The 12147-nt window shown below is 58.7% G+C and carries 18 protein-coding genes; 9 read left to right on the top strand and 9 right to left on the bottom strand.

The window, feature by feature from the left end; genetic code table 11:
- Positions 1-538: 538 nt before the first annotated feature.
- Entirely contained in the window at positions 539-1171 is a 633-nt protein-coding gene (locus tag QXF46_03240; GenBank protein MEM0225867.1) for a hypothetical protein, read from the top strand.
- Between the two features lie 189 nt (positions 1172-1360).
- Here QXF46_03240 and QXF46_03245 read toward each other — a convergent pair whose 3' ends face one another.
- The 5 genes from QXF46_03245 to QXF46_03265 all read right to left on the bottom strand — a co-directional run bounded on the left by QXF46_03245 (position 1361) and on the right by QXF46_03265 (position 4052).
- Positions 1361-1606: a hypothetical protein gene (locus QXF46_03245; protein MEM0225868.1), complete on the bottom strand. Its 246-nt coding sequence runs from the start codon at positions 1604-1606 to the stop codon at positions 1361-1363.
- A 54-nt stretch (positions 1607-1660) separates the two neighbouring features.
- Complete coding sequence (locus QXF46_03250; GenBank protein ID MEM0225869.1) at positions 1661-2263, bottom strand: hypothetical protein; 603 nt, start codon at positions 2261-2263, stop codon at positions 1661-1663.
- Between the two features lie 97 nt (positions 2264-2360).
- Positions 2361-3212, bottom strand: coding sequence for a hypothetical protein (locus tag QXF46_03255; protein MEM0225870.1), 852 nt, complete (start codon positions 3210-3212; stop codon positions 2361-2363).
- 13 nt (positions 3213-3225) lie between these two features.
- Positions 3226-3825 (bottom strand): hypothetical protein, encoded by a 600-nt coding sequence (locus QXF46_03260; protein MEM0225871.1) that lies wholly within the window; start codon positions 3823-3825, stop codon positions 3226-3228.
- A 62-nt stretch (positions 3826-3887) separates the two neighbouring features.
- Positions 3888-4052, bottom strand: coding sequence for a hypothetical protein (locus tag QXF46_03265; protein MEM0225872.1), 165 nt, complete (start codon positions 4050-4052; stop codon positions 3888-3890).
- 100 nt (positions 4053-4152) lie between these two features.
- Between QXF46_03265 and QXF46_03270 the strand changes: the two genes are divergently transcribed.
- Complete coding sequence (locus QXF46_03270; GenBank protein ID MEM0225873.1) at positions 4153-4383, top strand: hypothetical protein; 231 nt, start codon at positions 4153-4155, stop codon at positions 4381-4383.
- Positions 4384-4435: 52 nt separating this feature from the next.
- Here QXF46_03270 and QXF46_03275 read toward each other — a convergent pair whose 3' ends face one another.
- On the bottom strand, positions 4436-4738 hold the full coding sequence (locus tag QXF46_03275; GenBank protein MEM0225874.1) for an aspartyl protease family protein: 303 nt from the start codon (positions 4736-4738) through the stop codon (positions 4436-4438).
- Between the two features lie 949 nt (positions 4739-5687).
- On the opposite strand from QXF46_03275, the gene QXF46_03280 reads away from it, so the two are divergent.
- Complete coding sequence (locus tag QXF46_03280) at positions 5688-5900, top strand: hypothetical protein (protein MEM0225875.1); 213 nt, start codon at positions 5688-5690, stop codon at positions 5898-5900.
- Positions 5901-6028: 128 nt separating this feature from the next.
- Here QXF46_03280 and QXF46_03285 read toward each other — a convergent pair whose 3' ends face one another.
- Entirely contained in the window at positions 6029-6367 is a 339-nt protein-coding gene (locus QXF46_03285) for a hypothetical protein (protein ID MEM0225876.1), read from the bottom strand.
- A 627-nt stretch (positions 6368-6994) separates the two neighbouring features.
- Here QXF46_03285 and QXF46_03290 point away from each other — a divergent pair.
- The 6 genes from QXF46_03290 to QXF46_03315 all read left to right on the top strand — a co-directional run bounded on the left by QXF46_03290 (position 6995) and on the right by QXF46_03315 (position 10566).
- A complete protein-coding gene (locus tag QXF46_03290) occupies positions 6995-7192 on the top strand; it encodes a hypothetical protein (protein MEM0225877.1) in 198 nt (65 codons plus the stop codon).
- Between the two features lie 445 nt (positions 7193-7637).
- The gene (locus tag QXF46_03295; GenBank protein ID MEM0225878.1) at positions 7638-8159 is read left to right on the top strand and encodes a PaREP1 family protein; all 522 of its coding nucleotides are present in this window, start codon (positions 7638-7640) and stop codon (positions 8157-8159) included.
- Positions 8160-8227: 68 nt separating this feature from the next.
- Positions 8228-8491 carry a hypothetical protein gene (locus tag QXF46_03300; protein MEM0225879.1) on the top strand — a complete coding sequence of 88 codons (264 nt, stop codon included), beginning with the start codon at positions 8228-8230 and terminating at the stop codon, positions 8489-8491.
- Positions 8492-8668: 177 nt separating this feature from the next.
- The gene (locus QXF46_03305) at positions 8669-8938 is read left to right on the top strand and encodes a hypothetical protein (protein MEM0225880.1); all 270 of its coding nucleotides are present in this window, start codon (positions 8669-8671) and stop codon (positions 8936-8938) included.
- Positions 8939-9365: 427 nt separating this feature from the next.
- Positions 9366-9893, top strand: coding sequence for a hypothetical protein (locus tag QXF46_03310; protein ID MEM0225881.1), 528 nt, complete (start codon positions 9366-9368; stop codon positions 9891-9893).
- Between the two features lie 307 nt (positions 9894-10200).
- On the top strand, positions 10201-10566 hold the full coding sequence (locus tag QXF46_03315) for an aspartyl protease family protein (GenBank protein MEM0225882.1): 366 nt from the start codon (positions 10201-10203) through the stop codon (positions 10564-10566).
- Between the two features lie 805 nt (positions 10567-11371).
- On the opposite strand, the gene QXF46_03320 is transcribed toward QXF46_03315, so the two are convergent.
- Positions 11372-11623 carry a hypothetical protein gene (locus QXF46_03320; protein ID MEM0225883.1) on the bottom strand — a complete coding sequence of 84 codons (252 nt, stop codon included), beginning with the start codon at positions 11621-11623 and terminating at the stop codon, positions 11372-11374.
- Positions 11624-11656: 33 nt separating this feature from the next.
- Positions 11657-11821, bottom strand: a complete 165-nt coding sequence (locus tag QXF46_03325; protein MEM0225884.1) for a hypothetical protein — start codon at positions 11819-11821, stop codon at positions 11657-11659.
- Positions 11822-12147 lie beyond the last annotated feature (326 nt).

Below are 12147 nucleotides of genomic sequence, written 5' to 3' on the forward strand. Positions count from 1 at the left end.
GGCTCGGGGTTTAGCCGCCTTTCTGAGCAATGTGCCGGAGTGAGTTGGGGGCTGCTGGGGCTTCACACTGTTGGAAGGTTGCTGGGCTTTGATCGCTGGGTTTCGGTTTTGCGAGGGGGTAGGGGTTTGGAGCGATTTGTTGCGTTTATGGGGTGCTCGTTTCGGGGGGTGGGGGTCTCTGGGTTTTTTAGGGTTCGCGGTGGGGCGGTGGTGTAGCTTGTAGGGGGGCTTCTGGATCGCCGCTCGCTGGGTGGTTCGGCTGCCGGTGGGGGCTTCTCCCTGCCGGCCGCCTCCATCTCCGTTCTCGAACGCCGCTTGGGCTTCTCGAAGGCTTCCGGGGCGCTGCGCGGGTTGGCTGCGCCCTCCTCGTCGGCGTGGACGGGCTCCTGCTCCGTCTTTCTGAGCTGCTTCCCCTCGCAGGGCCTGGGTGTTCCGGGGGTGTTGGTGGCCTGGTCTGGTCTTGGGTCGCCCGGGAAAAACGGGGTGTTTAGCGGCTTACGCCTAGAAGCTTTTTAACCCTCATCAACCTCTTTACGCGATGGTTGAGCTGCAGCGGGGGATCTACAGGTCTGTAGCGATAGGGCTCTGGGCCCCGGTCGAGAAGATCCTGGAATTTGAGGGGGAGGTGAAGAAGGGGCGGCTGCCGCTCACCGCTCAAGCCATCTTCGACGACGGCAGGGTCGGCTACTTCCTCCTCGCTGAGGCCGGCTTCCCCTACCTGGCTTACGCGCTGTTCAGCCACGACAAGCCGCGCGACGAGAAGGAGAAAACCCTGTATTACAACAGAGTCATCACCGCCGACATACATGATGTGCTGAAGGAGAAATTCCCCTACCGCTACTACGACTTCTCCTACAACTGGGAGAGGGTGAGGTTGAACGCACCCAAGGAGGTGTTGGACGAGATGCAGCGCTTCATCGAGTGGGCGGAGGGGCTGACGCTGGAGGAGGTGAAGGCGATGCTGGAGAAGCTGGTGAAGCTCGAAGAGCAGCAGCGGGTCGAGCCCGAGATCATCTACGACTCGCCCGAGTGGTGCCTCAGAAACCTCAGGATCATCGCAGCGCTGCTGCGATGGTTCATGGACGAGCGGACCGGGATAAACGTAGTCCTTAAAGTGGGCGTCTGCCGCAGGATTGGCGAGCCGGGCGTACTGACGGAGTGGGAGGAGTGATGGCTAGCCGGAGGGCGGTTCTAGCGGTGAGCGCCGGCGCGGCCGCGTAGGTTGAATCTGCACCAGCTCGCACCGGCTGGGAGCAGTACGAGCGGCATCGATGGGAGGGAAGCCGCGCTCTCCTCGGAGGGCTCCCCGACCCCCTCGAGCCTCCATTCCCGGCTTCTGCGGCTTTCTATCCTTAGGCTGCTAGGGGGAGGGTATGCCTGGGCCGACCCAGTACTCCACGCGGAAGCTGAGAAGGGTGCCGACTAGCTTGTGGTAGAAATCGCCGGTGCTGTGGCTGCTGAAGTGCCAGACTATCTTAACGCCCCTCACTACGTTGAGGTAGATGTCGATGAGCAGCTCCTTGAGCGTGTTCAGCTTGTTGGCCGACAACGTTGCCACGTTCTTCTCCTCCACGTAGAACGATCTACCCCCGCCCGTGAACCTCAAGTCCAGCTTTCTCTCAAATGCGACATATGCCGAGCCCTCACTCCTCCCACCCCGTTAATACACGTGTGGTTCGTCCTCTCTGGGGCTTACAGTCACTTTAAGGCTAACGTCAAACATGGTCCGCTCGTCGAGGGCCCAGCGTAGCAGTGCGGCCAGGTTCTTGATGCTCCTGAGGCACCACTCGGGCGAGTCGTAGATGATCTCTGGCTTGACCCGCTGCTGCTTCTCCAGCTCCTCCAGCTTGTCCAGCATCGCCTTCACCTCCTCCAGCGTCAGCTTCTCGGCCCACTCATAGAAGCGCTGCACCTCATCCCCCGCTGCGTCGAGCAGGCTGAACGGCCGAACGGTGAAGATGTAGAAGAAATAGGGGAACTTGCTCCGCAGCACATGCTCTATGTCGGCGGTGATCAATCTGTCATAGAACAGGCGCCTCTCCCTCTCATCGCGCGGCTTGTCGTGGCTGAACAGCGCGTAAGCCAGGTAGGGGAAGCCGGCTTCAGCGAGGAGGAAGTAGCCGACCCTACCGTCCTCGAAGCTTGCCGGCTCGGGGAACGGCAGCTCCCTCCTGATCGACTCGTCGAGCGTCAGGATGTCGTCGACGGGGGCCGAGACGTAAGGTATTACCTTCTTGGGAATACCTCGCTTCAGCTCAACCATCGCGTAAAGAGGCTGAAACGGGTCTAAAAAGCCTTCGCTCTAGCAACGGGGAGAAAAACGGGGTGTTTGCGGCTTTCTACCTTTACGCCCCGGGCCGCTAGGGGTAGGGTATGCCGCTGTAGCCGATCCAGTACTCCATGCGGAAGGCGAGTGAGGCGCTGATGACACTGAAGTAGACGTCGCTGGCGTTATGGTGGCTGAGGTGCCAGACTATTTTGATGCCTTTGTTCACGTTGAGGTAGATGTCGATGAGCAGCTCCTTGAGCGTGTTCAGCTTGTTGGCCGACATCGTGTTCACGTTCTTCACCTCGACGAAGAACGATCTACCCCCGCCCGTGAACCTAAAGTCCAGCCTCCTCTTAAAGTAGGGATCTTTGCGATCTTGGATGTGCCTATGCAGCTCGTCGTAGCTGCCGCCCAGGATGTTGCGGAGCACTTCTTCGTGCTCCCTCATGAAGTCCAGCAGCTCCCGCTTAGATACCTTCTCCACTACAGCGTCCGACCCCCTTAGCTTTACAACCTTCCACCCTCTTTTAGCGGCCTCCTCCATCAGCCTCTTTTCGGTCTTGCCCCTCCACAGCTGAACGAGCTTCTCCCGAGGTACCTGAGCCTGCTGCTGGTAGTCGACTCCGACGGCACTGGTCTGTGCGCCTTCCGCCTGCCTCGGCTGTTCGATGTGGCCCGTCGGCACGCCCGGCTGCTGGCTCGGTTGCTGCACTGTGGGCGCCAGCTGCTGCATCTGCCTCGCAACCTCCCGCAGAACGAGTGGGAGGGACGCCAAGCCGGCTCCAATCCCGATACCGCTGACGTCCGCGACGGAGGGGCACCCCCAGAAGGGCGTACCGTAGGTGCACCGGCCGTAGACTTGGTCGGCGAAGGTGAGCGGCGGCTCTGACGGCGTGGGTAGCGAGACCGCGGCCGCCGGAGCCACCCTATACCGAGCCTCCACTTCTCCCACCCAGTCAATCCACGCCCGGCTCGTCAAGCCTGGGGTTGACGGTTGCTACGAGGGTAACGTACTGCCTGGTCCGCTCGTCGAGGAGCCAGCGCATCAATGCAGCTAGGTTCTTGATGCTCTTGAGGCACTCCTCGTCCGGGTCGTAATAGATCTCTGGCTCGACCCGCTGCTGCCTTTCGAGCTCCTCCAGCCAGTCCAGCATCGCCTCAACGTCCCCCAGCGTCAGCCTCTCGGCCCACTCCAAGAAGCGCTGCACCTCGTTCCCCGCCACCTCGAGCACCTTCGGCCAATAGATGGTGAAGTCGTAGAAGCGGAAGGGCAAATTGAACAGCACCTTGCCTATGTCGACGGTGATGTCTCTGGTGTAGTAGAGGGCTTCCTCCTTCTCGTCGCGCGGCTTGTCATCGCCGAAGAGCGCGTAGGCGAGGTAGGGGAAGCCGGCTTCAGCGAGGAGGAAGTAGCCGACCCTACCGTCGCTGAAGCTTGCCGGCTCGGGGAATGGCAGCTCCTTCCAGACCGACTCGTCGAGCGACCTGATATCATCGAGGTACGTCTTGATGCATAGCACCACACGTCTAGGGATCGCCCGATTCAGCTCCACCATCGCGTAAAGAGGCTGGCTCTAGGCTAAAAACCTTCGCCGTAGCGTCCGGGAGGAAACGGGGGTTACGGGTCAACCGGGCGGCCAGCTTGAGCAGCTCCAGGTTGGTCAGGGGGCGGGTAGAGCGGGGCTGAGAGCCCCCTGTGCCTGTAGCTGAGCGCCAGGCTGGGGGCGGCTGAGGCGTCCGCGTAGGCTGGGTCCGCACCGGCCTGGAGCAGTGCGAGTGGCATCCCCGGGAGTGAAAGCCGCGTTCTCCTAGCGAGGAGGCCTTCGGTCGAGCGAACGCTTAGCTTCAGCTTCGTTAGAGCCGCGGCGCTCGATGGTGGAGGCTTGGCGGAGGGGGTGGTGGTGGTGGGGGTTGTGAGGCTCGATCGGGCGGGTGGGGGAAGCGTTGCTGGGGCTTCGCGCCGGCCGGTGGGGCTACGTTACGCCCCCGGCGTGGAGTCCGATGAGCCTGGAGCGCGCCTGCTCTTGCGGTGGGCCTTAGGGGAGCGGTTTGATCGGGTGCGGCCTTTCGAGTGCGGATTCGACACCTCTGCTAAAGTTTGCTTGAAGGCGTGATGCTCGTCAAGCTTCCACCGCGAAGGTTCGATAAACTTATGCTTCGGTTGTTTTAGAGTATCGCGAGTCCATAGGGTCTAGTGTACTCTATTCTACCCGTCGTCGGGTCGACTTTTATCCCGAGCCCCTCCATGGCCGTTACGCCGAGCGTGGGCTCCAGGGCCTCCATTATCGCAACGGGCAAAACCCCCTCCCTCTCTCCTATCCTTATGTAGGCGTAGGATAGGTGGGCTTCCACCTTCCTCTTGTCGGCTGTCGGCAGCTCAGCCCTCGCCATCGGCCTTATGGCCAGGCTCTCTGTCAGCTGCGGAGGCAAGGCTGTGTAGTAAGCGCCCGTATCAACTAGAAAGTTCACCTCCTCAACCCTCGCCTTCTCGGGCGATCAGACGAAGCCCTTCACCCTCACGTAACCCATTTGACCACCGAACTTTATCGATGCATCAACATATAAGTTGATCGGATTGGGGAGGGAGATGCTTTAACTTTGGAGGGCGTGGGGCTCAGCTCCGACAATACGAATTAGCATCAACCTTAGTGAAACCCGGAACAGCCGCGCGAGACGTAATCCTACTTCCACCGTACTGGGTACAGAACTCTCTATTTTTAAGACCAAGGAATGGTAGCAAGATACTACATAATGATTAGGCGTCTGTATGAACTTCTCTTTAGTTTTTCCTTCGAAGAACAACTGTCGAAGGGCGTGATTCACCATGGGCGTGGTGGTCCTGGAGCACGGGTTTCAGGGTTGACCCAGCGATGGGGGCTCGTCATAGGGCTAACATTTGGGCTGAACGTTCGAGGCGATAAGAGCGGGTGTCTAAGGGGCTATCGAAGCGTGGGATTCGCGATCATCGACAGTACCGTGGTTCTTCGGCCGAAGGCTCCATCGATATCTCTCGCAACAGCCGAAGGGGCTGAGCTGCGCTGAGGAGTTTCAGAAGGCTCTCGAAACGGGGATGTGCCTCTGAGGAGCGATGTCGGCGAAGCCCTCCTGTCTGGGTTGCCGCCGCGAGCTCTACGTTAGGCTGGGCGTGCTCCCTGGGGATGGTGTAAGCTGGGGTCGCGTGGGAGGAAGGTGCTGGGCATGGCTGTGGGGGGAAGTGGTGAATTGTTGTGAGAAACGCTCGTCGAGCATCTACAATCACTCCTTGGACCGGACGGCCCCGGTTGGGGTACGCTTGCTGGGCTTTTCAGGAGCTGCACGTCTTCGCGCTGTTTTCCATTTGTTCGCTTCAGCCCTCGCGCTCCCGCGCTTCGCACCGCTTAGGGGGTGTAGAAGCCCCTGCTATGGGGTCGCCGTACTTTTGAAGCTTAGACTCCTGCAGGTCCTCATAGGGTTCTCCTCGCTTTTACCACGCTATTTCTATGGGAGGCTTCTCTCAGCCACCAGGATCGTCGTTTTTGCGGAATGTGAGGACGCTGAAGTTCTGGGCGTTGACGCCCTAGAGGGCTTGAGGCTCGGGGTTGATCCCGTAACGAAGCAGCTTGGGAAGGTTGAAGCGTTACCGGCGCTGTGACCTTCCTAAGTTACTCCGAGAGGCTCGGGGAGTGATGTGGGGGCGCTGGGTGAAGCGCGTTTTCCGGTGCGCACTAGAGCGCTTTACTTAGTTTCTGAGTAAAACGTTTTGAACCGTTGCAAGCGGTATTAAATCATCAGAAACTCTACTGGTTTTAGCTTTTTGGTTACTGGATCGACTTGGAAACCTAAAGACTCTAAACTTGTTGCTCCAAACACTGGGGTGTCACCCTTTTCTCCGAAAATCACGGGTGCGACTCTGCGTACGCCCTCGTACTCGATTAAAGCCCACCCGATCTCCCGCTCAATAACGGCTCCCCCGTAAACTCTGAGCCTTACGCGGTCGATGGGCCCTAAACCCAAGCCTTTCAGGACTTCGCCGGGTATGGAGGTGAAGATGGCGCCGCTATCCACCAGCAGCTCAACCTCCTCCACCCTCGTTGGGTTTACCGGATTAGCAACTTTCACCTTTACGTGCGTGAAACCCATTGCTAAGCCTAAACAGTCATGCTGAAACGGCCTTAAATGCTTTGACGCAAATGATCGCAGACGCTTTGGCTGCTAACGCCCTCGTTTGATCACCCTAAGCTTTGAAGCCTCTAACCATCGCGGGTAAATTCCAGCATTGAGCGAAAGAGAAGCGTGCTAAGCAGGGTGGGATGGTTTCAACGCGGGCTTAAACTGCCAAAACCATCGTGTATGGTTCAGCTCGTAGGGGACAGCGTAGGTGAGCCTTACGGGTGGTAGGGAGAGCCTGATGCGAGATCCTACAGCGTGCTTCGGAAAGATGGAGGTTCGCTTCACGGCGTCCCGTACGCCAGCTGGTGGGGCTAGGTATGCAAGCCCCTCGAAGTGACATCCGATGAGCCTGAAACGCGTGCGTTCTCGTGGTGGAGAACCCTTGAGACCGGGGGGCGGCTTAGTCGAATACCGCTTCTTGGATGCTGGTTCAGGAGCTCCTTGCCATAGCTCGCTTGAAACTACACGCGACCATTCACGCTGAGGCCGCAAACATGCGTTTCGACGATCTCGAGGCGCACTTTGAAATCCTAAAGGTATTTATGCACTCGCGGAGTCTTTTCCGCGGCCGATGCGATGGGGCACATTTGCGTGAAGGCTACGTTCTACAACGCTGTCGATTACGTTCAATACGTGGAAGGGAAGCGTAGGCTGGAAGAGGTCAGGAAGGTGGAGGTGGAGGCTCTCGTCGATACGGGCGCAACCTTCCCAGCTCTGCCTGAAGATGTGGTTGCGGGACTCGCGTTGCCGAGCGTTGAGCGAACGTTCGGCTGAAGCAGCCGAGGGTGCTGGAGAAGTTAGGCTTGCAGCCAAAGCTATAATAGAGGCAGTGTGGGGTAGCGCAGCCCCCCGTTATCGTTAGACTGAGGGGCGTGATTCTACTCATAGGCGTGGTAGCCTTGGAGCAGATGGGCTAGAGGGGTGACCCAGCAGCGGTGGGCTTACCAGAAGACTACCGTTTTCGCTCTGGACGTTTGGGACGACGCGGCTGCGGCTGAGCCGTGAGCTGGTGGCCGCTAAAGGTTGAGATCGTGCGGGCCGTTTAGAACTAGCGAGGGCATCTACGTGCTCGATAGGCGTTAGAGTGCTTGAAAAGCTGCAGGGGGATGTCGAGGAGTGCATTGAGATGCGGCAGCAGGGTTGACTGCAATCCTACGCTGAGAGATGGCCAAAACGGAAAACGTTATATGACATATACGAGTGCTAAAAGTGGCTACTCATGGTTGAGGTCGTGTATCTTCCTAGGAGGGCTGCTGAAGAAGCTAAGAGGAGAGGCCTTGACATCGGAGACCTCATCTTAAAAGTCTTAGCTCAGGAGCTTAAGCTGGATCCTGAGGAAATTTCTGAGGCTCGCCTAGAGTTAGCATCGAGGTTTTTTGAAGAGGCCAATTTATACCTTGAGAAGGGTGAAGCGGTTCAAGCATCTGAAAAGTTGTATAAAACTGTCGAAGAGTGCATCAAAGCGTTGGCGGAGGTATTCAACGTGCCGCAGGTTGAAGAAGTTAAGAGGAGGGGTAAGTGGGATACTTGGCTTCTAGGGATGGCTTCGACGGACCTATCCAAGACCCTTAAGGAGGATAGGATTAGACTCGCGTGGAAGGATGCGTGCGACATCCACGTATGGGGTTTCCATGAGGCGAAGTATAGGGTGGAAGACGTAAAAGCTGCTCTACCGCTAACCGAATGGTTACTAAACTTCACTAGACAAGTCGTAGCAGGAAAGATCAGGAAGACGACATGACGTTTGAAACGCGGCGCGCGTTGGTACGACGATGCGTACTAGAACCGTAGACGCGAAGCTGTGAAAACTTGATTGAGCGCTGCGCGGGTGGTGGAGCCCCTAGCGTCAATGCAGCGTCGGAGGTTCGGAGCTACGAGCGTGAGCGCGCTGGAGCTAGCGACAATAAAGAGGGCGGTACGGCAGCCAGCTTCGTGAAGAAGGGGGCTACCGAGACGGGATACCTGAACTGGGCTAAGACCCTGTTGCGAATCGTTGGATCTGCGCAGCGAATGGGGGGTCTTTTAGCGGGTGGTTTGCCGCTCGGTCGTTGCGAGCGGGCCTTGCTGGCGTGACGGTCTCTAGCTTGACGGACTCTTCGAGGTTTGAAGAGGTCTCGCGATGGCGGGCTCTTGCCATCGGGGTGCGCTTCGGGGACTGCTCGACGCTCCGTTTTCTCCAGCCTAAGAGGGTTCCTGGGGCCTCGCCCCCAAGGGGTTTTTAGGGCAGCTGCCCCGGTGTTTTCGGCTCGCATGTCCATCGAGGAGGCGTGGAGGGCTTTAGCTCACGCTCGCGAGGGGTTCGAGAGGTTCAAGGAGAACGGGGATCCCCTGCTGTTCAGGGATGCCTGCGAGAAGGCCTGGCTCGCCGTGCTCTTGGCCACCGACCTGCTCCTCGTGAGGAGTGGGGTGGGTAAGCCCTCCAGCTACGCCGAGAGGAAAGCCATGCTGCGGAGGCTCGTGGCTGGGAGAGCGGAGCTCGCTGAGCTGGGGCTCGACGACAAGTTCTACGCTAGAGCCTAAAAGCTGCACGTGCTGGGCTTCCACGAGGGAGCTCTCGACCCGGAGGACCTCGAGGAGGAGCTTAGGAAAGCCGAGGGGTACCTGAGGATCGTGGAGAGCCTTTTGAAGTAGGTTGCGAGCAGCTATGCGGGATTGGGGATCGCTGAGGGAGAGGGGCGGGGGCAGGGGATCGGTTTCGTGGCCAGTGGAGGGGGAGAGCTAGGCGCTCGCCGTGGTGCAGCCCTGGGCGCACTCCTCGCTGCGGACCCGGGTTGCTCGAGCAGCAAGCAGTGGAGATGCTCTACCGGTAGCCGAAATCGAGGGAGCTTCCGACGAACATGTATCGCAGTATTGTTGAAGTGGATAGGGTGAGGAGTTTAAGCGGGGTTGCAGTGTTAAGGCTTTGTGGTTTAGTAAAACTTTATCTTTTGGCGGTGGCTGGATTGGTGTGGTTGGGGTGGCTGAGCAGCTGCTGTCATTGGCGCTCGACAAATCCCTGGAGATCATCGTGAGGAAGATGGAGAAGGGTGAGAGGTTGAAGGCGGAGGACTTGGCCGTACTCACCATAGCCGTCGTGAGGGACTTATCGAGGCGGATTGATGAGACGAATAAGCGGATCGACGCGTTGGCCGACTCGCTCAACACTCGAATCTCCGAGCTGGACGAGCGGTTGAACAGGAGGATTGATGAAACGAATAAGCGGATCGACGCGCTGGCTGATTCGTTCAACGCCAGGATCACCGAGATGGATGAGCGTTTGAATAGAAGGATCGACATGCTCGATGAGCGTTTGAACAAGAGGATTGATGAGCTGGATGAGCGGTTGAGTGGGAGGATTGATGGTGTTTACCAGGTGTTAGGCGACTTGCAGAAGGCCGTTGTGGAGATGCAGAAGACGATGCTGGAGATGAGTAAGCTGCTCGTTGAAGTGCAGAGGGATGTGGCCGACCTGAAGAGGGCGCTGCTGAAGCAGTGAACCGCGTTAGGCAATCCGGCTGATCGCCCCGCTCCCCGAGGCCTGCCCTCCGACTGAAGTGCCGGGGGGTTGGAAGTTTAGTGATCTTTCGAGCTGATCCTGTGCTCCGGTGCTCTTGCACAGTTTTCTGTCACTGGTGCGGAGCCTCGTACTTCCCTGAGCTGGCGTGCCGGCTGGTTCTCGGAGGAGCTGGAGGTTGGGGTGGTGTCCTAGCTGATGCGGACGCGGGAGCCGTGCCTCCAGCCGTAAAGCGTAAGGGTTATGGCTTTCCGAGGTTTTCGGACGCAGGTTTGAGATGGGGGGCGGCATGGGGCATGTTTACGTCGACGTCGTGGTGAGGGGTGCTAGGGGAGAGGTACCTTTGAGGGGCGTGCTCGTGGATACGGGGGCGAGCTACACGGTGCTGGACGAGGAGGTCGCCGAGAAGGTGGGTGCGTGGCCTATACCGTACAAGGTTCGCTTAGAGCTCGGCGACGGCAGAGTGGTCGAGGCGAGCGTGTACGCGGTCGTGGTGAAAGTTGGGGATCGATCCGCCGCCACGCTGGTCGCCTGCTTTAAAGGGGCTAGGAGTGTTCTCGGGGTGAGGACTTTGGAGGACCTGGGGTTGAGAGTGGATCCTGTGAGCGGTAAGCTTGAGCCTACCAGGCCGGCCGGCTTAGCATACTTCTATTAGGGGCTAGCTTTGGGAAACGCGCCTGAAGATAGCAGCATGCACTCTTCTCTCTCGCCCAGGGCTTTCAGAGCTGAACACTCTGCATCGGTTTGCGCATGCGGGCTTGCCCCTCGCTTAAGTAAGTTCAGAGCCGGGGCGAGTAACATGGAGTTTATACATGGGTAGCAGCGCGCTTGGGTGGGGACCAAGCTAGTGAGCCCGCTCTGGGACCCTGCGGGGTAAGGCCTCACCAGTGAAAGCGCTTCTCCGGAGCGCTGCGAGGTGAAGCGGCTGACGGTTACCCCTTGCTGGGCTTCAGGGCCCGCTCTCTTCCTTTTGAGATGCTGCTTTTCTTTGCTTCCCATCTGATGTGCTCGCAGATCACGCTGAGTATCCCTGGGGGAGCATCTCTACGGTTGACGCATGTGGGTGCATAGGTTAAGGTGCTTCGGAAGGGAAGGGTGAGAGCCTCACGAGGGCCTAAGCGGCGTCAAATCGGATGAGCGAGCGGCTGGTGCGCTCCACGCCCTTGACCAGCTCCGGCGCTTCAGCAGCACCGCGGGCTCCCTCTCCTTGAGCGTCGCTCAAGCATCGGCTCACAGCGCTAAAAGCTTCGGTATGTGGCGCTGAGCACCGGTTCACCCAACTCGCGCTGCCTTTACTGCCAAGGCCTCCCGGGCTCAGCGGCCACTCCGGCTATGTACCGCCCGGCCATCGGGGCGCGGGCTCCTGGATCCACGCGCCTTTACCGCGTTACCGTGAAGCCATCGTGCTTGTTGGGTCCATGTTTAGCTGGCTTTGCAGGGAGCTGGTAACTTTGAAGCTTCTACGCGATTGTCTGTGCGTTGCTTACAGCTCTCACGTGCTTTGCCGCAGTGTTTCTCAGCTCTTTATCGCCCATCACGACAGCTTTTTCGCCCTCGCAGCGCTTCCTCCAAACAGCGTTTGCGGCCTCGTAGACCGTTATGCTGAGCGTGACGCCTGCAGCTAGCGGCTTGAGAACGCCTCTCTTCACCAAGTTCACGATCGAGCTGGAATCGGAAGGGTACGGCACCGCTCCCCTGTCCTCACGTATCAAGCTGGCCCCTCCTCGCTGATGCCAGCCAGCTCCTCAGCCAACCTCGCAGCACTCGCTTCGAGCCTCCCAAGCATCTTTCGCCGAACTTCCTCCTCCCAGAGCCTTTCCGATGGCTGAGCTCGGCTTTGCGCCGCACTTTTCGAGTAGCTCTTTCAACTTCCTAGGGATCTTCGCGGACACTGTAACGTAATCAGACATCACTGAATGGCCAAAGGGAGCAGGCCGATAATTGATCCACATACGCGTTGCCCCGGAGCGCGTCTCTGATGCTAGCTGCCGCAGCTAATGGATCTTAGGGCTACCTACCGCGGCGGAGTGCCCCCTCAACCTCTGGGCTTCTCCACGGCGTCTCGTACTTCTTAGAGCTGGCGCGCTGGCTGTCCGCGAGCTTCAGGGGGCTGGGGGTTGCGGGCTTAACGTTGTTTCAGATGGCTAAGCTTTATCTGCATCATCCTCGTGGGGATTACTGGCGGTGTATGACGAAGCGTGAGGAGTACGAGTGTCTTCTCGAGAGGTCGAGGCGC

It is taken from the genome of Thermofilaceae archaeon, assembly GCA_038731975.1.
Lineage (GTDB): Archaea > Thermoproteota > Thermoprotei > Thermofilales > Thermofilaceae > JANXEW01.

What these genes read in the sequence shown, in the direction of transcription:
- QXF46_03250 (MEM0225869.1), bottom strand. Translation starts at nt 2,263, where the DNA reads ATGGTTGAGCTGAAGCGAGGTATTCCCAAGAAGGTAATACCTTACGTC.
- QXF46_03295 (MEM0225878.1), top strand. Translation starts at nt 7,638, where the DNA reads ATGGTTGAGGTCGTGTATCTTCCTAGGAGGGCTGCTGAAGAAGCTAAG.
- QXF46_03290 (MEM0225877.1), top strand. Translation starts at nt 6,995, where the DNA reads ATGGGGCACATTTGCGTGAAGGCTACGTTCTACAACGCTGTCGATTAC.
- QXF46_03315 (MEM0225882.1), top strand. Translation starts at nt 10,201, where the DNA reads ATGGGGCATGTTTACGTCGACGTCGTGGTGAGGGGTGCTAGGGGAGAG.
- QXF46_03260 (MEM0225871.1), bottom strand. Translation starts at nt 3,825, where the DNA reads ATGGTGGAGCTGAATCGGGCGATCCCTAGACGTGTGGTGCTATGCATC.
- QXF46_03305 (MEM0225880.1), top strand. Translation starts at nt 8,669, where the DNA reads ATGTCCATCGAGGAGGCGTGGAGGGCTTTAGCTCACGCTCGCGAGGGG.
- QXF46_03325 (MEM0225884.1), bottom strand. Translation starts at nt 11,821, where the DNA reads ATGTCTGATTACGTTACAGTGTCCGCGAAGATCCCTAGGAAGTTGAAA.
- QXF46_03240 (MEM0225867.1), top strand. Translation starts at nt 539, where the DNA reads ATGGTTGAGCTGCAGCGGGGGATCTACAGGTCTGTAGCGATAGGGCTC.
- QXF46_03265 (MEM0225872.1), bottom strand. Translation starts at nt 4,052, where the DNA reads ATGCCACTCGCACTGCTCCAGGCCGGTGCGGACCCAGCCTACGCGGAC.